The sequence below is a fragment of the Curtobacterium sp. VKM Ac-2865 genome, assembly GCF_015350905.1.
In the GTDB taxonomy this organism is placed as follows: domain Bacteria; phylum Actinomycetota; class Actinomycetes; order Actinomycetales; family Microbacteriaceae; genus Curtobacterium.
On record NZ_JADKRZ010000002.1, the window covers coordinates 128,117 to 149,792 of the forward strand.

General features: G+C 72.0%; 24 protein-coding genes. 13 read left to right on the forward strand and 11 right to left on the reverse strand.

What is annotated here, in order from left to right:
* Positions 1–34: 34 nt before the first annotated feature.
* The 5 genes from rpoB to ITJ54_RS05650 all read right to left on the reverse strand — a co-directional run bounded on the left by rpoB (position 35) and on the right by ITJ54_RS05650 (position 7,132).
* The gene (gene rpoB / locus ITJ54_RS05630) at positions 35–3,523 is read right to left on the reverse strand and encodes a DNA-directed RNA polymerase subunit beta (RefSeq protein WP_194626431.1); all 3,489 of its coding nucleotides are present in this window, start codon (positions 3,521–3,523) and stop codon (positions 35–37) included.
* 397 nt (positions 3,524–3,920) lie between these two features.
* Positions 3,921–4,502: a hypothetical protein gene (locus ITJ54_RS05635; RefSeq protein WP_194626433.1), complete on the reverse strand. Its 582-nt coding sequence runs from the start codon at positions 4,500–4,502 to the stop codon at positions 3,921–3,923.
* Positions 4,503–4,782: 280 nt separating this feature from the next.
* Positions 4,783–5,430, reverse strand: a complete 648-nt coding sequence (locus ITJ54_RS05640) for a response regulator transcription factor (protein ID WP_194626434.1) — start codon at positions 5,428–5,430, stop codon at positions 4,783–4,785.
* Complete coding sequence (locus ITJ54_RS05645) at positions 5,427–6,635, reverse strand: sensor histidine kinase (protein WP_194626435.1); 1,209 nt, start codon at positions 6,633–6,635, stop codon at positions 5,427–5,429. Before ITJ54_RS05645 ends, ITJ54_RS05640 begins: the two co-directional genes overlap by 4 nt.
* The gene (locus ITJ54_RS05650; RefSeq protein WP_194626436.1) at positions 6,632–7,132 is read right to left on the reverse strand and encodes a hypothetical protein; all 501 of its coding nucleotides are present in this window, start codon (positions 7,130–7,132) and stop codon (positions 6,632–6,634) included. The genes ITJ54_RS05645 and ITJ54_RS05650 overlap by 4 nt, the downstream gene beginning before the upstream one ends.
* Before the next feature lie 130 nt (positions 7,133–7,262).
* Here ITJ54_RS05650 and ITJ54_RS05655 point away from each other — a divergent pair, with 130 nt between their 5' ends.
* The 5 genes from ITJ54_RS05655 (at position 7,263) to ITJ54_RS05675 (ending at position 11,098) form a co-directional block, all read left to right on the forward strand.
* The gene (locus ITJ54_RS05655; protein WP_194626437.1) at positions 7,263–8,105 is read left to right on the forward strand and encodes a spermidine synthase; all 843 of its coding nucleotides are present in this window, start codon (positions 7,263–7,265) and stop codon (positions 8,103–8,105) included.
* Positions 8,106–8,201: 96 nt separating this feature from the next.
* Positions 8,202–8,924 (forward strand): hypothetical protein, encoded by a 723-nt coding sequence (locus ITJ54_RS05660; RefSeq protein ID WP_194626438.1) that lies wholly within the window; start codon positions 8,202–8,204, stop codon positions 8,922–8,924.
* Between the two features lie 99 nt (positions 8,925–9,023).
* Entirely contained in the window at positions 9,024–9,863 is an 840-nt protein-coding gene (locus ITJ54_RS05665; protein ID WP_194626440.1) for a hypothetical protein, read from the forward strand.
* Positions 9,860–10,336 carry a SprT-like domain-containing protein gene (locus ITJ54_RS05670; RefSeq protein WP_194626442.1) on the forward strand — a complete coding sequence of 159 codons (477 nt, stop codon included), beginning with the start codon at positions 9,860–9,862 and terminating at the stop codon, positions 10,334–10,336. Before ITJ54_RS05665 ends, ITJ54_RS05670 begins: the two co-directional genes overlap by 4 nt.
* 66 nt (positions 10,337–10,402) lie before the next feature.
* Positions 10,403–11,098, forward strand: a complete 696-nt coding sequence (locus tag ITJ54_RS05675; protein ID WP_194626444.1) for a CGNR zinc finger domain-containing protein — start codon at positions 10,403–10,405, stop codon at positions 11,096–11,098.
* 40 nt (positions 11,099–11,138) lie between these two features.
* Here the strand turns inward: ITJ54_RS05675 and ITJ54_RS05680 are convergent, their stop codons facing one another.
* Positions 11,139–11,708, reverse strand: a complete 570-nt coding sequence (locus ITJ54_RS05680; RefSeq protein ID WP_194626446.1) for a hypothetical protein — start codon at positions 11,706–11,708, stop codon at positions 11,139–11,141.
* A 126-nt stretch (positions 11,709–11,834) separates the two neighbouring features.
* Between ITJ54_RS05680 and ITJ54_RS05685 the strand changes: the two genes are divergently transcribed.
* Entirely contained in the window at positions 11,835–13,088 is a 1,254-nt protein-coding gene (locus ITJ54_RS05685; RefSeq protein WP_194626448.1) for an Nramp family divalent metal transporter, read from the forward strand.
* A gap of 8 nt (positions 13,089–13,096) precedes the next feature.
* On the opposite strand, the gene ITJ54_RS05690 is transcribed toward ITJ54_RS05685, so the two are convergent.
* Positions 13,097–13,399 carry a DUF427 domain-containing protein gene (locus ITJ54_RS05690; protein WP_194626450.1) on the reverse strand — a complete coding sequence of 101 codons (303 nt, stop codon included), beginning with the start codon at positions 13,397–13,399 and terminating at the stop codon, positions 13,097–13,099.
* Between the two features lie 57 nt (positions 13,400–13,456).
* A complete protein-coding gene (locus ITJ54_RS05695; protein WP_194626452.1) occupies positions 13,457–14,062 on the reverse strand; it encodes a hypothetical protein in 606 nt (201 codons plus the stop codon).
* A gap of 96 nt (positions 14,063–14,158) precedes the next feature.
* Here ITJ54_RS05695 and ITJ54_RS05700 point away from each other — a divergent pair, with 96 nt between their 5' ends.
* The 4 genes from ITJ54_RS05700 to ITJ54_RS05715 all read left to right on the forward strand — a co-directional run bounded on the left by ITJ54_RS05700 (position 14,159) and on the right by ITJ54_RS05715 (position 16,476).
* Positions 14,159–14,791, forward strand: a complete 633-nt coding sequence (locus ITJ54_RS05700; protein ID WP_194626454.1) for a GNAT family N-acetyltransferase — start codon at positions 14,159–14,161, stop codon at positions 14,789–14,791.
* A 69-nt stretch (positions 14,792–14,860) separates the two neighbouring features.
* Complete coding sequence (locus tag ITJ54_RS05705) at positions 14,861–15,337, forward strand: hypothetical protein (RefSeq protein ID WP_194626456.1); 477 nt, start codon at positions 14,861–14,863, stop codon at positions 15,335–15,337.
* A 192-nt stretch (positions 15,338–15,529) separates the two neighbouring features.
* Positions 15,530–16,099 carry a DUF1684 domain-containing protein gene (locus tag ITJ54_RS05710; RefSeq protein ID WP_194627349.1) on the forward strand — a complete coding sequence of 190 codons (570 nt, stop codon included), beginning with the start codon at positions 15,530–15,532 and terminating at the stop codon, positions 16,097–16,099.
* An 11-nt stretch (positions 16,100–16,110) separates the two neighbouring features.
* Positions 16,111–16,476: a GntR family transcriptional regulator gene (locus ITJ54_RS05715; RefSeq protein WP_194626458.1), complete on the forward strand. Its 366-nt coding sequence runs from the start codon at positions 16,111–16,113 to the stop codon at positions 16,474–16,476.
* Between the two features lie 31 nt (positions 16,477–16,507).
* Here ITJ54_RS05715 and ITJ54_RS05720 read toward each other — a convergent pair whose 3' ends face one another.
* The gene (locus tag ITJ54_RS05720; protein ID WP_194626460.1) at positions 16,508–17,338 is read right to left on the reverse strand and encodes an endo alpha-1,4 polygalactosaminidase; all 831 of its coding nucleotides are present in this window, start codon (positions 17,336–17,338) and stop codon (positions 16,508–16,510) included.
* 341 nt (positions 17,339–17,679) lie between these two features.
* Between ITJ54_RS05720 and ITJ54_RS05725 the strand changes: the two genes are divergently transcribed.
* Positions 17,680–19,248: a DEAD/DEAH box helicase gene (locus tag ITJ54_RS05725; protein WP_194626462.1), complete on the forward strand. Its 1,569-nt coding sequence runs from the start codon at positions 17,680–17,682 to the stop codon at positions 19,246–19,248.
* A 128-nt stretch (positions 19,249–19,376) separates the two neighbouring features.
* Positions 19,377–19,577, forward strand: a complete 201-nt coding sequence (locus ITJ54_RS05730; RefSeq protein WP_071276852.1) for a CsbD family protein — start codon at positions 19,377–19,379, stop codon at positions 19,575–19,577.
* Between the two features lie 91 nt (positions 19,578–19,668).
* On the opposite strand, the gene ITJ54_RS05735 is transcribed toward ITJ54_RS05730, so the two are convergent.
* Positions 19,669–20,217, reverse strand: a complete 549-nt coding sequence (locus tag ITJ54_RS05735) for an NUDIX hydrolase family protein (protein WP_071276854.1) — start codon at positions 20,215–20,217, stop codon at positions 19,669–19,671.
* A gap of 90 nt (positions 20,218–20,307) precedes the next feature.
* On the opposite strand from ITJ54_RS05735, the gene ITJ54_RS05740 reads away from it, so the two are divergent.
* Entirely contained in the window at positions 20,308–20,925 is a 618-nt protein-coding gene (locus ITJ54_RS05740) for an alpha/beta hydrolase (RefSeq protein WP_194626464.1), read from the forward strand.
* Positions 20,926–20,989: 64 nt separating this feature from the next.
* On the opposite strand, the gene ITJ54_RS05745 is transcribed toward ITJ54_RS05740, so the two are convergent.
* Positions 20,990–21,667 carry a PadR family transcriptional regulator gene (locus ITJ54_RS05745; protein ID WP_139200737.1) on the reverse strand — a complete coding sequence of 226 codons (678 nt, stop codon included), beginning with the start codon at positions 21,665–21,667 and terminating at the stop codon, positions 20,990–20,992.
* Positions 21,668–21,676: the final 9 nt, after the last annotated feature.

Consider the following 21,676-nt stretch of genomic DNA (forward strand, 5'->3'; position numbering starts at 1 on the left):
TGCTGAATTCGAAACGTTGTCGGGCGGGGCGGGATCAGATGTCGTCGACGGAGGACGACTCGAACCGCGAGGAGATGTTGATGCCGAGCTCTTCAGCGGCACGGAAGACCTCGTCGTCCGTGTCGCGGAGGCTGACTGCCTGGCCGTCGGCCGAGAGGACCTCGACGTTCAGGCAGAGCGACTGCATCTCCTTCATGAGGACCTTGAAGCTCTCCGGGATGCCGGGCTCCTGGATGTTCTCGCCCTTGACGATCGCCTCGTAGACCTTCACGCGGCCGAGGATGTCGTCGGACTTGATCGTCAGGAGCTCCTGGAGGGCGTAGGCCGCGCCGTATGCCTCGAGCGCCCACACCTCCATCTCGCCGAAACGCTGTCCACCGAACTGCGCCTTACCACCGAGCGGCTGCTGGGTGATCATCGAGTACGGACCGGTCGAACGGGCGTGGATCTTGTCGTCGACCAGGTGGTGGAGCTTCAGGATGTACATGTACCCGACCGACACGGGCTCCGGGAACGGCTCGCCGGAGCGGCCGTCGAAGAGCTGGGCCTTGCCGGAGGAACCGATCAGACGCTCGCCGTCACGGTTCGGGAGCGTCGAGTCGAGGAGGCCCTCGATCTCACGCTCGTAGGCGCCGTCGAACACCGGGGTGGCGACCTTGGTGCCGGGCTCGGCGCTGTGCGCGGCCTCGGGGAGAGCCGAAGCCCACTCCTGGATGCCGTCGACCTTCCAGCCCTGCTTCGCGAGCCACCCGAGGTGGATCTCGAGCACCTGGCCGAAGTTCATGCGGCCGGGGACGCCGAGCGGGTTCAGCACGATGTCGACCGGGGTGCCGTCCGCCAGGAACGGCATGTCCTCGACCGGCAGGATCGTCGAGATGACGCCCTTGTTGCCGTGACGACCGGCGAGCTTGTCACCCGCGGTGATCTTGCGCTTCTGGGCGATGTAGACGACCACGCGCTGGTTGACGCCCGAGCCGAGCTCGTCGTCGCCGTCCTGCGAGTCGAACACCTTGACGCCGATGATCGTGCCCTCTTCACCGTGGGGCACCTTCAGCGAGGTGTCGCGCACCTCGCGCGACTTCTCGTTGAAGATCGCGCGGAGCAGGCGCTCCTCGGCGGAGAGCTCGGTCTCGCCCTTCGGCGTGACCTTGCCGACCAGGATGTCGCCGGGGCGGACCTCGGCACCGATGCGGATGATGCCGCGCTCGTCGAGGTCGGCCAGGAGGTCCGGGCTGACGTTCGGCAGGTCGCGGGTGATCTCTTCCTTGCCGAGCTTGGTGTCGCGGGCATCGACCTCGTACTCCTCGATGTGGATCGAGGAGAGGGTGTCGTCCTTCACGAGGTTCTGCGACAGGATCATCGCGTCCTCGTAGTTGTAGCCCTCCCACGGCATGAACGCGACGAGGAGGTTCTTGCCGAGCGCGAGCTCGCCGTTCTCCGTCGCGGGGCCGTCGGCGATGACCTCGCCCTGCTCCACACGCTCACCGGCGCTGACGATCACGCGGTGGTTGTAGCTGGTGCCCTGGTTGGAGCGGTCGAACTTGCGCAGGTAGAACGACTGCGTGCCGCCGTCGTCGAGCTGCAGGGTCACGGCGTCGGCCGAGACCTCGGAGACGACACCGGCCTTGTCGGCGATGATGACGTCGCCGGCGTCGATGGCGGTGTAGCCCTCCATGCCGGTGCCGACGAGCGGCGACTCGGAGCGGAGGAGCGGCACGGCCTGGCGCTGCATGTTCGCACCCATGAGCGCGCGGTTCGCGTCGTCGTGCTCGAGGAACGGGATGAGCGACGTCGCGACCGACACCATCTGGCGCGGGGAGACGTCCATGTAGTCGACCTCGCCGCGGCCGACGAGCTCGACCTCGCCGCCCTTCTTGCGGACGAGCACCTTGTCGTCGGCGAAGTGGAAGTCGTTCGTCAGCGGGGCGTTGGCCTGCGCGACGACGAACTCGTCCTCTTCCGAAGCGGTCAGGTAGTCGATGGTCTTCGTGACCTCGCCGTCGACGACGCGACGGTACGGGGTCTCGATGAAGCCGAACGAGTTGATCCGACCGAAGGACGCGAGCGAGCCGATCAGGCCGATGTTCGGGCCTTCCGGGGTCTCGATCGGGCACATGCGGCCGTAGTGCGACGGGTGGACGTCACGGACCTCGACGCCGGCGCGCTCTCGGGACAGACCACCCGGGCCGAGGGCCGACAGACGCCGCTTGTGCGTCAGGCCCGCGAGCGGGTTGTTCTGGTCCATGAACTGCGACAGCTGCGAGGTGCCGAAGAACTCCTTGATCGCGGCGACGACGGGGCGCACGTTGATCAGGGTCTGCGGCGTGATGGCCTCGATGTCCTGCGTGGTCATGCGCTCGCGGACGACGCGCTCCATGCGGGACAGACCCGTGCGGACCTGGTTCTGGATGAGCTCGCCGACGGCGCGGATGCGACGGTTGCCGAAGTGGTCGATGTCGTCCACGTCGAGGCGCAGCTGCACCGGCTCGCCGTCGCGGACGCCGTCGAGGTTCGTCTTCTCGGCGTGCAGCGAGACCAGGTACTTGATCGTGCGGACGATGTCCTGCACGGTCAGGACCGAGTCGCTCAGCTGCGCGTCGATGCCGAGCTTGCGGTTGAGCTTGTACCGGCCCACCTTCGCCAGGTCGTAGCGCTTGGAGTTGAAGTAGAAGTTGTCGAGGAGCGCACGCGCGGCCTCGGCAGCGACCTGCTCGCCCGGGCGCAGCTTGCGGTAGATGTCCTTGAGCGCCTCTTCCTTCGTGAGGATGGCGTCCTTCTCGAGGGTCGACTCGATCGAGGCGAAGCCCTGGAACTCCTCGAGGATCTCCTCGCTCGTCATGCCGAGCGCCTTGAGGAAGACCGTGACCGACTGCTTGCGCTTGCGGTCGATGCGCACGCCCACCTGGTCGCGCTTGTCGATCTCGAACTCGAGCCAGGCACCGCGGGACGGGATGACGCGAGCGGAGTAGATGTCCTTGTCGGACGTCTTCTCCTGCTGGCGCTCGAAGTACACGCCCGGCGAGCGGACGAGCTGCGAGACGACGACGCGCTCGGTGCCGTTGATGATGAACGTGCCGCGCTCGGTCATGAGCGGGAAGTCGCCCATGAAGACCGTCTGCGTCTTGATCTCACCGGTCATGTGGTTCATGAACTCGGCGTTGACGTACAGCGGGGCGGCGTAGGTCTTGCCGCGTTCCTTGCAGTCGTCGATCGAGTACTTGGGGTCCTCGAGCTCCGGGGACGTGAACGAGAGCTGCATCGTCTCGCCGAGGTCCTCGATCGGGGAGATCTCCTCGAAGATCTCCTCGAGGCCGGAGTGCAGCGCGAGGTCGGTGCGACCCTGCTCCTGTCCCTCGGCCAGTCGGGCCTTCCAGACGTCGTTGCCGACGAGCCAGTCGAAGCTCTCCGTCTGGAGAGCGAGCAGATCGGGAACCGTGAGGGTGTCCGTGATCTTGGCGAACGAGAGTCGCGAGTGGTTGCGACCGTTCTTGGGGTTGGTGGATGCGTTGAGCGCAGCAGCCAAGGGTTTGACCTCCGGTAGGCCCCGTCGGGCCGATACTGACGAGCAGCATGTAGGTGAGTGGATTGAACGCCGACGACCCCACGAGAACACGCGGTCATGCACCATCCGAGTGAAGGCGTTGCATGTGCGATGATCTGGGTGAGCGGGACCTGCCGACATGTGCGGGTCCGGCTGCACCAGGCGGAGTCCTTCGAGGACTTTCGGTCGACCGCAATATGACGACGCGGATGCCAGGGAGCGCGAACAGTCATCATATGCAGTGGTCACACGTGCTGTCCAGTCCTGGCTTGACCAAGATCGCCGGGGCCGTGTATAAGCACGAGCACGTCGTCACTGCTCCCGCCGACTGCTCCCCCGCGATCGCCGTCCCGCCGCGGTTCCGGAGACGACCAGCCGCTCAGCCGAGGCGTTCGCGATCGACGCGCACCGACCCTCCCGGCTGACCGGTCAGACCGGCCAGCGCACGGAACGCGTCCTCTGGACGACGCGTCCTGACGAACGTGGTCCGGCCCCGGTCGTCCGTGAGCTCGATGCCGAGACCCGGTGTCAGCAGCAGCGCGCGCACCCCGCGGCCGATCCGCAGGCCGATGCCGCCGAAGGTGGTCGCGTCGGCCTCGACCAGACGTGCCCGGACGATCCGGCTGCGCTGGATCCGGCGCGGCGGCAGCGGGCGGAAGTGCAGGGTGACGTGCCGGTCGGTGACGGTGAACCCGGCACGCGCGAGCAGGAGCAGCAGGCCGACGGTCACGGCGACCAGGCCCGGTACCAGGAGTGCGACCTCCGGCGCATCCCCCGGCCAGGCGAGGACGGCCGCCGACAGGGCGATTCCGGCGCCGAGGAGGGCTGCGCCGACGGCACGCATCCAGAGCGGCGCCGCCTCGCGGTCGGCGTGGAACGGCCGGGAGGCTCGGCTCAGCTCCGTCGATCGGCTCGCGGTGGCGCGACGGGTCGTCTGGATGCTCATGGTGTCGGCGGACAAGTGGGTCTCCTGGGGCATGCGGTCCTGGGCGTGGGGCACCCAGGACGCGGTGTGTTCGAGGTCGGAGCGCGCTGGCGCATGCCGACGGCGCGGGCGCTGCGGCGCGACCCGTGGGTGGCGGCAGTGGGGGTGCGCGCCACGGTCTGCCGGATGCGGACCCACCGGGAGTGACTCCGGGGGTCGACGCGCTCGGCGGACGACCTGGAGACGATACGTCGCGTGGCTTGGCGTTCACTGTCCGTTCATGTGGACGCATGCACCCCAGACCGGGGGGGCGACGTCAGCGCAGGACGAGGGCGACGGCCGCGGCGCGGGAGCGCACCCCGAGCTTCTGGAACAGCTGGTTCACGTACGACTTCACAGTCGGCACCGTCAGGAACAGCTCCGCGGCGATCTCGGGGTTCGTCCGGCCGTCGGCGATGCGCTCGAGCACGTCGGCCTCCCGCGGGGTGAGCTCCGGGAAGCGCTCGCGGACCGACACCGGTGTCGGTGGTGTCGGGATCGCCGGGGTGGCGAGCGCGGCGACGAGCCGGGCCCCGACCGCTGCGTCGAAGGTCGACTGGCCGGACGCGACCGCCCGGATCGCCGTGGCGATCTCCACGCGGCCGGCGTCCTTCGTCAGGTAGCCGCGGGCACCGGCGCCCAGGGCGGTCATGATGGAGGCGTCGTCGGCGAAGGTCGTCAGCACCAGGACTGCGACCCCGGGGTACGCCGCCGTGATCTGCGCGGTGGCGGTCGGGCCGTCGACCACCGGCATGCGCAGGTCCATGAGGACGACGTCCGGCACGTGCTCGGCCACGAGGGCGACCGCCTCGGCACCGTCGGCGGCCTCGCCCACGACCTCGAGGTCCGGCACGAGCGACAGCACCGTCACCAGACCGTCGCGGACGATGGCCTGGTCGTCGACGACGAGCACGCGGATGCTCACGCGGTGGCCTCCGTGCCGGACGGCGACACGGGCAGGTGCATCGCGACGACGAACGTGTCGTCGGTGCGCTCCGCGCGGATCGCGGCGTCGTCGCCGAGCTCAGCGAAGCGCTCGCGCATGCCGACGAGCCCGTGTCCGGGGTCGGCCAGGGGGTTCGTGACCACGACGTCGACGGACCCGGTCGGGTCGCTCCGCACCACTCGGAGCGTGACCGGACGGCCGGGAGCGTGGCGGCGGGCGTTGCTCAGGGCCTCGCGGGTGGCGGCGACCACGGCGGCACGGTGGGCCGGGTCGAGTGCGGCCAGGGTGAGGTCACCGTCGACGTGCAGTTCGCCGCCGAAGGACCGGTGGGCGTCGACGAGGGGCGCGAGGCCGGTGGCGGTGGTCGCCGTGGTCGTCGCCGGCCGGGAGGCTCGGTGTGGCTCCGACCCGTCGGTGGCGGTAGGTGCCGGGTCGTCCTCGCGCAGGGCACGGACCGCGCGCCGTGCCTCAGCGAGACCGTCGACCGCGAGGGTGCGGGCGTCGGCAGCACGGCGGGTGGCGTCCTCGACGCGGCCGGCTTCGAGCAGGGCCTCGACCGCGTCGAGCTGCAGCACGAGGCCGCCGAGGGAGTGCGCGAGGACGTCGTGGACGTCCCTGGCCGCCCGGGATCGGTCCGCCAGGAGCTCGGCACGCTGCTGGTCCCGCTCGGCCTGGCGCGCCTGGAGCTCGGCGAGCCGGACCTGTCGGCGGCTGAAGCCGACCAGCACGCCGAGCACGAGACCACCGCACGCGGCGAGGACGAGCGCGACGGGGGCCCGCTCGAGCGTGGCGACGCCGGCGATCTCGACGATCGCCACGAGCACGGCGACGGTGCCGGTCCAGACGGGCAGGTCGGCGCTGGCCTGCAGGGCGACGATGCCGATGATGACCGGCACGAGCAGGAGCGCGTCGGTGGGGACCACGACGAGGGCCCCGGCGACGACCATCACCACCGCGACGGCGAACCCGGCTCGGGAGGAGCGCACGACCTCACGCCCGATCCAGGCGGCGAGCGCCAGGCCCCCGACGGTCCACACCCACGCGGGGTGGTGCAGGGCGAGGCCGTTGCGCACGAACCAGAAGGTGACGGCGACGACCCCGACGGCGGTGAGCCCCCACCCGAGACGCGAACGCGACCGGCCCCGGGTGAGGTCGGTCGGCTCGACACCGGAGAGGAGGGTCACCGGACCATCATGCCGCTGGTGCGGGACGGGATGCGCTGGTCGACGACGAGTGCCCGGGCGGCCCGGTTGACCGCGAGCATGAGCAGGACCGCGCCGGTCGAGCTGAGCAGGTGCGCGCCGAGGTGGCCGCCGAGGACGTCGATGCCGATCCGGACGACGATGAGCGCGATCCACAGCACGGCGCCCGCTGCGCCGGTGCGGGACTGCAGCGTCCGGCCCTTGTCGTCGGGGGTCCCGACCGTGCGGAAGCGGGTCAGGCTGCCCATCGCGAGGCCGAGGCCGACGGACACGAGCGCCTCGATGCCGAGGAACACGACGTCGGTCGTGCCGATCGTCGCCGTGGACTGGGCGAGGACGACGATCCCGACGACCGCCATCACGAGGGGCATGCGCCAGATGCGGGCGGGGTCGAGGTACTGCCACGTCGCCTGGCGCCAGGCCAGGAAGCCGACGAGCGCCAGGCCGATGACGATGTTCGCGAGCAGTTGAGCCGACATGGTGTGCGCCTTCCGAAGTGTCCGGCGGGGGTTCCCTGCCGGTGGTTCCATCGTTCAACGGACGGCTCCGCGGCCCCACCACCCAGGGGTGGTGACCGGGGTGGGGATGTCGGTGGTGTTCCATGGACCCATGGGTGATGCGTTCGACGGGTTCAAGCTCGGTGCGGGGTTCTCGGTGATCGAGCCCGACCGGCACCGGCCGGGGTCCTTCACGCTGGTGGTCGACGGCACGCCCCAGTCCCACGTGGACCTGGAGGACCCGACCCACCTGGCGTTCGAGTACATCCGGCGGATCGGGCACGCCATCGACCTGCTGCCACCCGGACCCATCACCGCGCTGCACCTCGGCGCTGGTGCCCTCACGCTCCCCCGGTACGTCGCCGTGACCAGGCCGGGCTCCCGGCAGCAGGTGGTCGAGCTCGAGCGCGACCTCGTCGACCAGGTGCGCGAGGTGCTGCCGTTCCCCCGCGGGGCATCGATCCGCGTGCGGTACGGCGACGCTCGCGAGGTCCTCGGCAAGCTGCCGAACGGGCTGCACGGCACGGTCGACCTCGCCGTCGTGGACGTCTTCGGCGGTTCGCGGATCCCGGCGCACGTGACGAGCGTCGAGTTCTACCGCGAGGTCGCCGCGTTCCTCTCCCCCACCGGGATCGTCGCGGTGAACGTCGCCGACGGTGCCGGCCTGGCGTTCGCCCGTGGGCAGGCGTCGACGCTGCAGTCCGTGCTGCCCTCAGTCGCAGCGGTCGCGGACACCGGCATGCTCAAGGGCCGGCGGTTCGGGAACATCGTGCTCCTCGGCTCGCCGACCGACCTGCCCGTGGCCGACATGCCGCGCCGGTACTCCTCGGACCCGATGCCGGCGAAGGTCGTGTACGGGGCCGAACTGCGGGCGTTCATCGCCGGGGCGCCCATCGTCACCGACGCCACGGCGGTCGCGTCGCCGGAGCCGAACCGGTCCGTCTTCGGGGCGTAGCCCACCGGCGCTCTCGGGCAACGGGACGGTCGCGCTGCCAGGATGGACGCTGGACGACCGCGCAGGTGCGCGACCGAACGAGACGGGGAAGCCCTCATGACGAACGACGACCGGAGCAACGACGACCGGCCTCGCTACGGCGAGCGCATCACGCCGGACTCGACGCCGCAGTACGGCGAGCAGCAGCAGTACGGGCAGCAGCAGGGCCAGCAGTACGGCCAGCAGCAGGGTGACCAGTACGGGCAGCAGTACGGCCAGCAGCAGCAGGGCGGCCAGTACGGGCAGCAGCAGGGCCAGCAGTCGGACGCCCCCTCGTGGGGCGGCCAGCAGCACCAGCCGCAGCACCACCAGCAGCAGTACGGGTCGGCCCCGGCGTCGACCGGCGGCCCCGCGTGGCAGCAGCACCACGAACCCGTCACGAAGAAGCCGACCGTGGGCCGCATCGCCTTCGTCGCCTCGGTCGTCGCACTCGTCCTCGGCATCATCGGTGGGTCGATCCTCGGCACCGCGCTCGGTGCCACCGGCGTGATCCGCGACCTCCTGCAGAACAGCGGCGGCACGAGCCCGTCCGACCAGCAGGAGCTCCAGCGGCAGCTCCAGGAGTCGATGATGAACTCCGCGAACGGTGGCCAGTTCGCCATCGGCAGCGTCTTCATGTGGGTCGCCACGCTGTTCGGGGTATGGGGCATCGTGCAGGGCATCGTCGCGATCGCCACCAAGCGCGGCCGGCGCTGGGGTGTCTTCGCGATCATCCTCGCCGTCGTCGCCGTCATCGTGGCGTTCGTCGTGTACATCGGGATCGCCGTCTCCAGCTCCTGACCCGACCCGCCTTCGAAGGCCCGTCCCGCACTGTGCGAGGCGGGCCTTCGGCGTGTGGCAGCGGTCACTCCCGGGTGAGCCCGGTTACCCTCGACCCTGATGTCCAACCCGCCCGAAGACCGCCAGCACCTCGACCGGGACGACCGCGCCCGGGAACCGCGTCACGCGGCCCCCGGAAGCGCGAGCGTCAGCCCCGGCAGCACCTTCGCGCCCATCAGTCTGCGGCCCGCCGTCGACGTGCAGGCCGTGCAGGACCGCCTCCGTGACCTCGGCCAGAGCCGCAGCACGGACGCCCTCGCCGAGCGCGCCGAGCTGATGCGGCTGCTCGGTCGCCTCGACGAAGCACTCGTGCTGGCCGAGGAGGTCTTCCGCCTGACGATGTTCACGGGGGAACGCTCCGACAAGGTCGCCGCCCGCATCCGTCGCGCCCACGTCCTGCACGACCTGGGTCGCCACGAGCGCGCGGCGAGCGAGGCCGCCATGGCCCGCGACACCGCCACGACCGAGGAGTGGCCAGAGCTCGAGGGCGCCGCCGCCGAGATCGAGGGCTGGTCCCTGTTCGAGCTCTCCCGCTTCGACGAGGCCCGCGAGGTCCTGGCCCGCTCGTACGAGGCCTTCCGCGCTGCCGGTGCTCCGTCCGAGCGCACCGACGCCCTGCGCACCGCGGTCGAGGCCGCCATGCGTGCGTCGATCGCCCAGCCCACCGCGGCCGGCGCGAAGGACCGCGACGCCGCCGACCGTCCCCGGACGGCCCGTGAGGTCGCCGCCCGCCGCGAGACCGACCCGGTCACCCGCGTGGCCGAGCCGGTCAAGGAGGTGCCGCCGATCCGTCGCCGGGTCCTCGGTGCCCCCGACGCTGCCCGCACCGAGGGCGACAGCATCTGGGGCAAGCTGACCGGGCGCTCGGACCGCTCGCGCTCCACCGACACCGACCGGTGACCTCGCTCGACCAGGTCCGGGACCGGGCCGAGGAGCTGCTGCGCCTGCACCTCGGCGGGGGCTCGTGGTCGTTCGGCTTCGACCACGCGAAGACCCGCGCCGGGCAGTGCGACTTCGCGAAGCGCCGGATCACGGTCAGTCGGCACCTGGCGGCACGGTTCTCCGACGAGGACGTCGAGCAGGTCCTGCTGCACGAGGTCGCGCACGCGCTGAGCGGTGCCCGTGCCGGACACGGACCGGCCTGGCGACGGACCGCCCGGGCGATCGGGTACACCGGGTCGCGGCTGCACGACGGGCCGATCGCCAGCGAGCTCGCGCCGTGGGTGGGGACGTGCCCCGCGGGCCACGAGCACTACCGCTACCGGACGCCGACCAGGCCCCTGGCGTGCGCGAAGTGCTCCCGGCGGTTCGACGAGCGCAACCTCATCACGTGGCGTCGACAGCACGAGCAGGCAGAGACACTGACCCATTAGCCTGGCCGGATGCACCCCTCCCGGACCCGGCAGCACGATCCGCAGGTCACCTACTAGCCTGGCCGGATGCACACGGGGCAGCACATCCGCACGGACTCGGGCTCGTCGTGGTTCTTCGACGCCGGACGGATCGCGCTCGACTTCGCGCACACCGGTGGCTTCGCCGACGACCCCGACGGCCGGCGCCCCAGGTCACGGCTCGGCGAGCTCCTGATGACGCCCGCCGACCTCGACGAGTGGCTCAGCGAGCACACCGAGCCCATCGACGTCGGTGCGAACGCGCGGGAGCTCCAGGACGCCCGCGCCCTCCGCGCCGCCATCGGCCGCCTCGCGGTCGCGGCGGCCCCCGCACCGGCCGCGTCCGCGGCGGACCGGGCCGCCGTGGCGGCGGGCCTCCGCGCCGGCGGCGGCCGGACCCGGCCCACGCCCGACGACATCGACACCGTCAACCTGTTCGCCGCCCTGCCGGACGTGCCCCCGAGCCTCCCGGGTGGACGGCGCCGAGCCGGCGCGAACCGTGTGCGACTCACCCAGGCACTGTCGAGCGTCGCCCGTGACGCCGTGTCCCTGTTCACCGAGGTCGGCTTCGACGACGTCGAGGCCGACGGCCGACCCACCCGGCTGAGCCGGTGCTCGGCGCCGGACTGCGGGCTGGTGTTCTACGACTCCTCGCGCGGTGGCACCCGGCGCTGGTGCGCGATGCAGCGCTGCGGCAACCGCGCCAAGGTCCGCGCACACCGCGCCCGTCGCGCGGCCGCCTGAGCCGGCGCACACCGCGCCCGCCGCGCGGCCGCCTGACGCCCTACGCGTCGGGTGCGCGCCAGGTGATCGTGGCGTCGCCCTCGGGGCCCTCGTCGACCGGTGCCGCACGCAGGTAGCTGACGGCCTCGACGGTGCTGCCCTCGGGTGCGAGCAGGACGGCGCAGACGTCGGCAGTCCCGTCGTCGGTGAGGACCTTCGCGATCGCGGAGCGGTCGAACGGGCAGGCGTCCTGCAGCACCGCGTTCCGGTCCGCAGCGTCGAGCTCGGGACCCGCTTGCAGCCGGTCGCCGGCGCGGAGCCCCCAGGCGTCGTTGGCCAGGTCGCCGACGGCGTCCGTGTCGAAGGTGCCGCTCTCGGTGCGGACGGTGAAGTGGGCGAGGTAGGCGTCGTCCCCCTTCGGGTCGAGCCCGAACTGGTCCATGGCGCGAGCGGTCACGCGCTCGACCTTCGTGGCCCGGATGTCGAGCTGGCCGTGGAACGCGGAGCCGTTGAGCTTCGTGGTCACGGAGTCCCCGATGTCGTGGCCGCCCTGGGCGCACCCGGTCAGCGTGATGGCGGCGGCGATGGCGAGCACACCCGCCGTGGTCAGTCGTGCTGCGGTCCCCTGCATGGTCGACCACGGTAGTCAGCCGGGAGGCCCGGGGCACGTCCCCGAAGGAAGCTCGCCTGTCCGTCGGGTTGCGCATCGCCGAACTCCTGAATTCGGTCCCCCGAATCCTCTGGCATGCTCGGCAGCATGACCGACATCGTCACCCCGCGCCGCGCCCCCGCCGGCGGCCCACGGAAGCGTGCGGCCGGCCTGACGCTCCTCGGGCCGGCGTTCGTCGCCGCGATCGCCTACGTCGACCCCGGCAACGTCGCCGCGAACCTCACCGCGGGGGCGCAGTACGGCTACCTGCTGCTCTGGGTCCTCGTCGCCGCGAACGCCAGCGCGGTGGTCGTGCAGTACCTGTCGGCGAAGCTCGGGGTGGTCACCGGGAGGTCGCTGCCGGAGATGCTCGGGCTGAAGATGCGCCGGACACCGCGCCTGCTGTTCTGGGCGCAGGCCGAGGTGGTGGCGGCCGCGACCGACGTCGCCGAGGTGATCGGCGGCGCGCTGGCCCTGCACCTGCTGTTCGGCCTGCCGCTGGTCGTCGGGGGCGTCATCACCGGGGTCGTCTCGATGGCGATCCTCGTGCTGCAGAACCGGCGGGGGGCCCGCACGTTCGAGGTCGTCGTCACGTCGATGCTCGCGATCCTGACCGTGGGCTTCTGCGCGGGGCTGCTGTTCGCGCAGGTGTCACCGGGCGAGCTGGTGTCCGGCCTGGTCCCGCGCTTCGAGGGCACGCAGTCGGTGATGCTCGCCGCGTCGATGCTCGGGGCGACGGTGATGCCGCACGCGGTGTACCTGCACTCGGCCCTCGCCCGCGACCGGCACGGCGACACCCCTGCGGGACCGGAGCGCCGACGGGTCCTCGTCGCGACGCGGTGGGACGTCGCCCTCGCGCTCATCGTGGCGGGCGGCGTGAACGTCTGCATGCTCGTGCTGGCGGCGGCCACGCTGCCCGGGGTCGCCGGCACCGACACCATCCCGGGGGCCCAGGCCGCGATCGCCGCGAACGTGGGGCCCGTCGTCGGGGTGCTCTTCGCCGTGGGGCTGCTGGCGTCCGGCCTGGCCTCGACCTCGGTGGGCTGCATGGCCGGGGCGGAGATCATGCACGGGCTGCTGCACGTGCGGGTCCCGCTGCTGGCCCGGCGCCTGGTGACCCTGGTGCCGGCGCTCGTCCTGCTCGCCGTCGGTGCCGACCCGACGATGCTGCTCGTGGTGAGCCAGGTCGTGCTGAGCTTCGGGATCGCCTTCGCGCTCGTCCCGCTCGTGGTCTACACGTCGCGCCGGAGCGTCATGGGCGCCGACGTCAACGCCGCGACCACCCGCGTCGTGGCGTGGGTGATCGCGGCGGTGATCGTCGCGCTGAACGTGGCCCTGGTGGTGCTCACGTTCGTCGGGTGAGCCGGGGGCTACTCGACGACGCGGACGCCCTTCCAGAACGCCACGTAACCGCTGTAGTCCTGGCCGACGCGGTCGAAGGACGACGGGATGGGGGTCGGGTACGACCAGGCGTTGTCCTTGAGCGACTGCCCGTCGACGTTCACCGTGTAGTACTGCGTGTCGCCCTTCCATGGGCAGTGGTACTGGGTGTCGGTCTCGGTGAAGAGCTCGGTCTTCACGCTCGACGGCGGGAAGTACCAGTTGCCCTCGATCTTGATGAGGTCGTCCTCGGATGCCTCTGCGATGACGGTGTCGCCGACGACTGCCTTCATGATGTGCTCCTCGTGCCGTGCCACGATCCGGTGACCGCTGGCGTGATGGCTGGAACGCTACGCCCGGCCGGTGTGTTCCCCCGGTCGGAGGGTCAGCAGCTCCAGTCCCGCGGCGAGCGCCGCGTGCACCTGCTCCGGGGCGAGCTCCCGAGCCGCCTCGGACGCGGACACCAGGTGGCGGACGGCTCGACGGAGGCCGGTGAACGCGGCGCAGGCGGCAGCGGCCTCCGGCGAGCAGTGGTCGATCCCGACCGCCGACAGCGCGTCCACGACGGCTCCGGCGCCGAGCAGGTCCTCGACGGCGAAGCCGGCCGCGTCGGGCACGTCGAGGGACTCCCCGGCCGCCTCCGCGGCGTCGTCCCCGGTGGGGTGCGGAGCGGTGCCGGCGGCGATCACCGCGACGACGCAGCGGTCACCCAGAGCGGCCTGGAGGCTCGTCACGCGGTCCGCCACCGTCGTCGCGTTGCCGAGGTGGCCGAGCACGACCTCCGCCCCGGCCGGCACCGCGCCGCGCACGGCCCGGTGGGTGCCGTCGTCGCCGGCGCCCGGTGTCGGCAGGACGTCCGTCCACACGACCAGGTGCGCCCCGAAGGTGACCCGACGGGCATCGGCGATGCCCCACCCGAAGCGGACCTGGTACTGCTGCTGGCCTCGTTCACGCACCTCGTCACGATAACCGCTGTGGAGGACCTTTCCTTTTCCACAGGTGCTGCGCTCTGGCGACGTTCGTCAGGGGGCCCGCCAGTACGATCGACTCCCATGGAGATCGCCCCCGCACCGACCCTGACCGGTGACCGCGTCACGCTCGAGCCCCTCGGCCCCGAGCACGCGGACGACCTCCGCGCGGCGGTCGGTGACGGCGATCTCTGGCGCACCTGGTACACCGCGATCCCGTCCCCGGCGCAGGTCGACGACGAGATCGAGCGGCGCCTGGCCGAGCAGGCCGCCGGCCGGATGGTGCCGTTCGCCGTGCGCGACCGACCGACCGGACGCGTGGTGGGCTCGACGACCTTCATGGCGATCGACACCGCCAACCGCCGGGTCGAGATCGGACACACCTTCCTGGCCAGGTCGGCGCAGCGGTCCGGGATCAACACCGAGTCGAAGCTGCTGATGCTCTCGCAGGCGTTCGACGTCTGGCAGTGCATCGCGGTCGAGTTCCGCACGCACTGGCACAACCAGCAGTCCCGCGCCGCGATCGCCCGGCTCGGCGCCAAGCAGGACGGCGTCCTGCGCAACCACCAGATCGGGCGCGACGGCACCCTCCGCGACACCGTGGTCTTCTCGATCACCGCGTCCGAGTGGCCCACGGTCCGACTGTCCCTGGCCGAGCGGCTCCGTCAGCACGACCGCGCCGAGGGCTCCCGCCGCCGGTCGGCCCGGCACGCCTGACCCGCACGCCTGACCCGTACGCCAGATCTGCACGGCGGACCCCGGGCCGCGCGGCGTACGGTCGGCGTCATGCACGTCGGTCTCCGCCTCGTCCTCGACGCCCCGGTCGCGTCCGTCCGTGACGCCCTGATGGCCCCGGCGGTGATGGTGGGGGTGACCAAGCCGTTCCTGGTCTACCGCTCGCTCGCGCCGGAGGGCTTCCCGCGCCGCTGGACCCCCGGGCAGCCGCACCCGATCGCCGCGAGTGCCTTCGGCGTCGTGCCGAGCGGTGCGAGCCACGTGGACATCGGCCGCTACGAGGTCGACGGCGTCCCCGTGCAGCGCGACAACGGCGGCGGCACGAGCGGCCTGTTCGCCCGGATGGACATGCGGCACCGGATGGCCGCGACGGAGCTCCCCGGCGGGAAGACCCTGTTCGTCGACCGGCTGGACTACCGGATGCGCCCGGCCCTGCTCGGCGTCGCGCTGTGGCCCGGCATGTGGGTCATCTGGCAGTGGCGGGCGCTCCGGATGCGGGCAGCGGCCCCGTCCTGGCCACCGGCCTGAGCCGACCGCCGGACCAGGCCGGCCACGGGGCGGGCCGGACCGGACACGCCGACGGGACCCGGGCCTCCCGTCCGCCCTGGTGGCCGGGGACGGGACGGGCGTAGCCTCGTCCCTGTGAGCCAGACGCGCCCCCAGGAGCCGACGACCGACGACCGCGTGCACAGCACGATGGCGACCGTGGACTGGCGGCGCATGACGTTCGACCTGTACCGCCGGGTCCGGGCGACAGCCGACCCGGAGACGGCGCACGCGCTGTGGCGCGAGACCCGTGACGCGATGTTCGCCGAGCACCCGGCCAGCCCGCTCCTCGACGAGGACGCCCGCGACTTCGAGGAGCTCCCGGTGCCGGCCTACGACCCGGCGTGGCGCTTCCGGGCCCGCATCGAGACCGCCGAGCCGAAGGTGCTCGACGTCGAGACGGGCACCGACGGCATCGTGCACTTCGACCGCCTCGGCGTGGTCTCGCTGCCGGGCATCGGCACGCTCGACGTCTGGTCCCACGGCGGCTACGCGGGCGGCGTCTTCGTGCCCGTCAAGGACGCCAGTGCCGGCAAGGCGCGCGGCACGTACGGCGGCGGGCGCTACCTGCTCGACACGATCAAGGGCTCCGACCTCGGTGGCGACGACGGCGAGCTCGTGCTCGACTTCAACTTCGCGTACAACCCCTCGTGCGCGTACGACCCGGCGTGGGCGTGCCCGCTCGCGCCTCCCGGCAACACCGTCGCGGTGCCGATCCCCGTCGGCGAGCAGTACGACTTCTAGGAGCTGGCGACATGTCGACGACGAGCCTGGTGGCACTCGACCCCGGCGGCCGCATCCCGCCCTTCGAACAGGTGCGGTCCCAGATCGCGGCGCAGATCAGCGCCGGCTACCTGGTCGACGGCGAACGGCTGCCCAGCGTGCGGTCCCTGGCGGACGACCTGCGGCTCGCGCCCGGCACGGTCGCCAAGGCGTACCAGCTGCTCGAGGAGTCCGGGCTCGTGCAGACCGCACGGGGAGCGGGCACCAGGGTGGTCCGACCGGCGGCGGTGCCGGACGAGGTCGCGGCGGCCATCCGTGGGGTGGTCACCGAGGCCCGCGCTGCCGGGCTCTCCGCCGACCAGGCGGCAGCGGCACTGCGGGACGCCTGGCCCGCGTAGCGGCCGGTGACCGCTGCGGTGTCCGTGGCGCTCAGCAGTGGTCGAAGACGTACGCCGGGTCGCCCTTCGGCACCAGGTCGCGATCGCGCAGGATCGTCATCGCCGGCCGGTCCCGCATCGCACACACGGACGACCACGACGGCTTGAGCGTGTCCGCGTACTCGACGTCGATGACGCGCTTGCCGTAGACGTCCGTGTACGCCGAGCACTCCCGGTACTGCACGCACTCCTCGGCGACCGCGAAGTCGAACCCGGCGGTGCGCTTGCCGGCCGTGCCGAGCTGCGGGGTGTTCTTCTGCGCCGCCGCCATCCCGTGGCGGTGCACCTCGGCGACGAGGGACTTCGCCAACGCGACGTTGTCCGCCCGCGTCAGGGCGCCCTCCGACCGGGTCCACGAGTCGAGGTTGTCGAACTCGACGGCGTCGAAGCCCCGGTCGCCGCAGCGGGCGACGGCCTTGCCGACGACCTCCGTGATGACGGCACGCGTCGCCGCGGTGCGGGTGTCGAGGAGCATCTCGTCCGGCCAGCCCGGGTCGGACACCGGCTTCCCAGCCGCGGTGCGGAGGATCGCGGACGGGTGTTGCCGCTTCCACATCGCGGCGTCACCCGGCTGTGTCTGGAAGCCGTTGACGTAGCAGATGCCGTAGGTGCCCTTCGCCGGGTGCTCGGTGCTGTCCCGCTCGACGACGGTCACGCCGGACGGTGGCGTGTACGCCCCGCCGAGCTGGTAGTCGGGCACACCGGAGGTCGGGAGGTCGCGGTGTCCGCCAGCTCCAGCCGTGCCGGTGTCGGCCGCACAGCCGGCGGCGCCGACCAGGGTGACGAGGAGGACGGCGGGCAGCAGCAGGGAACGGAGACGCACGACGACCAGGGTCCCATGCTGGACCTGCTCTTCCGCCGGGTCCCGTCGGAGCGCTACACTGGCCGTACTCGAGGCGCCGATCGCCTCGTGCGTCGTACGGACGCCCCCGAAACCTCCCGGTCGAACTCGACCGATGCGTATCGCGCACCACCGCTCCCCCGGAACCCGTCCGGGTGGGACACCGGTGCCAGGCTCTCTGCTGCGGCGACAGTGCCCGCATCTCCACGTCCTCTCCAGCAGAGGACACGGCCGCTCCCCGAGCGGCCGACGGACGCGGACATGATCCCGCCCGCGCGCCGATCGAGCGCGCACCACGGCCGAATCCGGCCCGAAAGGTCGTCATGACCAACCCCATCGAAGACATCCGTTTCTCTGACCTCGGCGTCCCCGCCCCGATGGTCGACGTGCTCGTCAGCCAGGGCAAGGAGAACGCCTTCCCGATCCAGGCGGACACGCTCCCCGACTCCCTCAAGGGCAAGGACGTGCTCGGCCGCGGTCGCACCGGCTCCGGCAAGACCATCGCGTTCGCGATCCCCCTCGTCGCCCGTCTCGCGGCGAACCCGCAGAAGCGTCGCCCGGGTCGCCCCCGTGCCCTCGTGCTCGCCCCGACCCGTGAGCTCGCGACGCAGATCGACGCCGTGCTCGCCCCCCTCGCCAAGGCGATGGGCCTCACCACCACGACGATCTTCGGCGGCGTCTCGCAGGGCCGTCAGGTCGACGCGCTCCGGAGCGGCGTCGACATCGTCGTCGCCTGCCCCGGCCGCCTCGCTGACCTCATGCAGCAGGGTCACGCCCACCTCGACGCGATCGACGTCACCGTCCTCGACGAGGCCGACCACATGGCCGACATGGGCTTCCTGCCCGGCGTGACGAAGATCATGCAGGCCACGCCGGAGCGCGGGCAGCGCATGCTCTTCTCCGCCACGCTCGACAACGGCGTGGACAAGCTCGTCAAGAAGTTCCTGCACAACCCGGTGATGCACTCCGTCGACGACGAGTCCAGCCCCGTCGAGGCGATGACCCACCACGTGTTCGAGGTCGCCGACGCCGACGGCAAGAAGGACCTCGTCCAGACGCTCGCCTCGGGCACCGGTCGCCGCATCCTCTTCATGCGCACGAAGCACCACGCCAAGCGCCTGGCGAAGCAGCTCTCCTCGCAGGGCATCCCCGCCGTGGACCTGCAGGGCAACCTGTCGCAGGGTGCACGTGAGCGCAACCTCGCCAAGTTCTCCGCCGGCGAGGCCCTCGTCCTGGTCGCCACCGACGTCGCCGCCCGCGGTGTGCACGTCGACAACGTCGAGCTCGTCGTGCACGTCGACCCGCCGACCGAGCACAAGGCGTACCTGCACCGCTCGGGCCGTACCGCCCGCGCCGGTTCGTCCGGTGACGTCGTCACCGTGGTGATGCCCGCCGAGCGTCGCGACGTCGCGCAGATGATGCGCAAGGCCGCGATCTCGGTCGCGCCGCAGCAGGTCACCCCGCGGTCCGCGCCGGTGCTGGCACTCGTCGGCGAGATCGCCCCGATCCGCCACGTGGCCGAGGCGCCCGTCCAGCAGCAGCAGCCGCAGCGCCGCCAGCAGTCCTCCGCCGCCGGTTCGTCGTCCGCGGGTCGCGGTCGTGGCCGCGGTGGCCGCACGGGCGGCTCGGCGAGCGCCGGCCGCACCGGCGCCGGTCCCGACGTTGCCTCCTCGGAGCGCGGTGGCCGCAGCGGAGCGCCCAGCACGGGCGGCCAGCGTCGTTCCGGTGGCGGCCCCCGTCGCGCCGGCAGCGACTCGCCCCGCGGCGGCTCCGCTCAGGTCTGGTCCTCCGACGGTGGCTACGCCCCCGGTCGCGCAGCCGGCACCGAGTCCAGCGGCAACCGCCGTGGTGGCTCGCGCCGCGCCTCCCGTCCGGCCGGCACCGGTCGCTGATCCTCCTCCTGTCAGAACCTGGACGCGGCCTGCGAGCGGTTGTCCGCGGGGCGCGTAGGTTCCTGGGCATCGGAGACCGCGCGAGCGGAACCCGGTTGTTTTTGTCCGACGACGGAAGGAGCCGCCACATGGCAGGCATCGACGACATCAAGAACGCCGCTGAGAAGGCGGCCGGCAAGGTCAAGGAAGCCGTCGGCAACACGACGGACAACGACCGCCTGAAGGCCGAGGGTCAGACCGACCAGGCCAAGGCCTCGACCAAGCAGGGTGCGACCGACGTCAAGGACGCCGCGCACGGCGTGGCCGACAGCTTCAAGAACGACAAGTAGGACCAAGCCGGTCTCGACAGACCGTGCTGCGAAGCCCCCGGGACCAGCGGTTCCGGGGGCTTCGTCGTGTGCGGGCGGGGTCGGAGCGGCGCTAGAGCAGGGCGCCGACGGACGCGAGCCCGGCACGCATGAGGGCACCGCGGCCGCCCTCCATCTCCTCGGAGACCGCGATCGAGGCGGCCTCCATCGGGCTCATCCACGTCAGCTCGAGGGCGTCCTGCCGCGGCTCGCACGTCCCCGTGACGGGCACCACGTACGCCAGGGAGATCGCGTGCTGACGCTCGTCCGTGTAGACCGAGGCGCCGGGGAGCGGGAAGTACTCCGCCACGGTGAACGGCGCCGGGTTCGAGGGCAGCTGCGGGAACGCCATCGGCCCGAGGTCCTTCTCCAAGTGCCGGAACAGCGCCGTACGGATCGACTCCCCGAACATGACGCGACCCGACACGAGCGTGCGCGCGATCGACCCGCTCGGGGCCACGCGGAGCAGCACGCCGACCTCGGTCACGACGCCGAGTCCGTCGGTGCGCACGGGGATGGCTTCGACGTAGCAGATCGGCAGACGACGGCGGACCATCGCGAGCTCCTCGTCGGACAGCCAGCCGGAGTCGGGGTCGGGATCGGGGGTGCGCGTCGAGGCCATGCTCCGTGTCTACCAGGCGGCGGGGCGAAGCAGGTGGAAGGGCGCGAGGTCGTGGAGGGATGCGCAGTGCGCGTCGCTACTGTCGGCTGCATGATCGACGCGGACCTCGTCCAGTGGACCCGACCGACCGGTGACCGCGCCGGTACACCCCTGCTCGTCGCGCTGCACGGCGTCGGCTCCGACGAGCACGACCTGCTCGCGCTCGCGCCGGCCCTGCCGCCCGCGTGGACGGTCGCCTCGCTCCGTGCCCCGCTGCCGTGGGGCGGTGGCCACAGCTGGTACCCGCTCGGCACGCCGGGCTCACCCGAGCTCGAGCCCGTCGACGCGGCGGTCGAGGAGGTCCTGGCATGGGTCGACGGCGTCGCGGCCGACCACCCGCGCATCGGCCTGCTCGGGTTCTCGCAGGGCGGGTCGATGGCGCTGCAGCTCGTGCGCGCCCGACCTGGCGGCTTCGCCTTCGCGGTGTCGCTGTCGGGCTTCGTCGTGCCGGGCGTCACCGACTCGCGGGACGAGGCGGTCGCGGCGGTCCGGCCCCGCGTCTTCCTCGGCCACGGTGACCTCGACCCGGTGATCCCCGGAGACGCCACGGCGCGCACCGCGGTGTGGGCAGCGGAGCACACCGACGTGACCGTCCGTGCCTACGAGGGACTGCCGCACGCGGTGTCGGCCGCGGAGCTGGCCGACGTGGCGGCCTTCATCGGCGAGTGACCGCAGGACGACGGGAGGCTCCCCACCAGCTGGTGGGGAGCCTCCTGTCCGTGGGGTGGCCGGGTCAGTCGGCGAGGATCTGCAGGAGGTCCTTGCGGAGCTGGTCGACCTTGGCCGATGCGGCCTTGACCTGCTCGTCGGTCGCGCTCGTGCGGTACATGTGCAGGACGCCCATGGTCTTGCGGAGCGCCTCGACGAACTCGCGCTGCGAGTCCGGCATGCCGGGCGTGGACTCCCACGCCGCGGCGATCTCGTCGGCCTTGGCCTCGGCCTCGGCCCGGCCGGCGTCGGTGAGCTCGAAGAGCGTCTTGCGGCCGTCGCCCGTCGAGACGACGAGGTCCTCGTCGACGAGCTGCTGGAGCGTCGGGTAGACCGAGCCGGGGCTCGGCTTCCAGGCGCCACCGGTGCGCTCGGCGATCGTCTTGATCACGGCGTAGCCGTTCTGGGGGCCCTCGGCCAGCAGGCCGAGGATGGCGAGGCGGACGTCGCCGCGACGGCGGCGTTCCCGGCCGAAGCCGGGACCGCCGAACCCGGGGCCGAAGCCCATGCCGGGCCCGAAGCCGCCGCGGCCGCCGAAGCCCATCGGGCCGGGGCCGAAGCCACCGCGCCCGCCGTGCTCGCCGCGGTCACGGCCGGGGAAGCCGACGCCGTGGTGTGCGCGCCCGCCGCCGAAGCGGGGGCCGCGCGGTCCGGAGCCACGCTGGTCGTGGCGGTGGTCGTGCATGTTTTCGTGGTCGTCCATGGGGTGCAT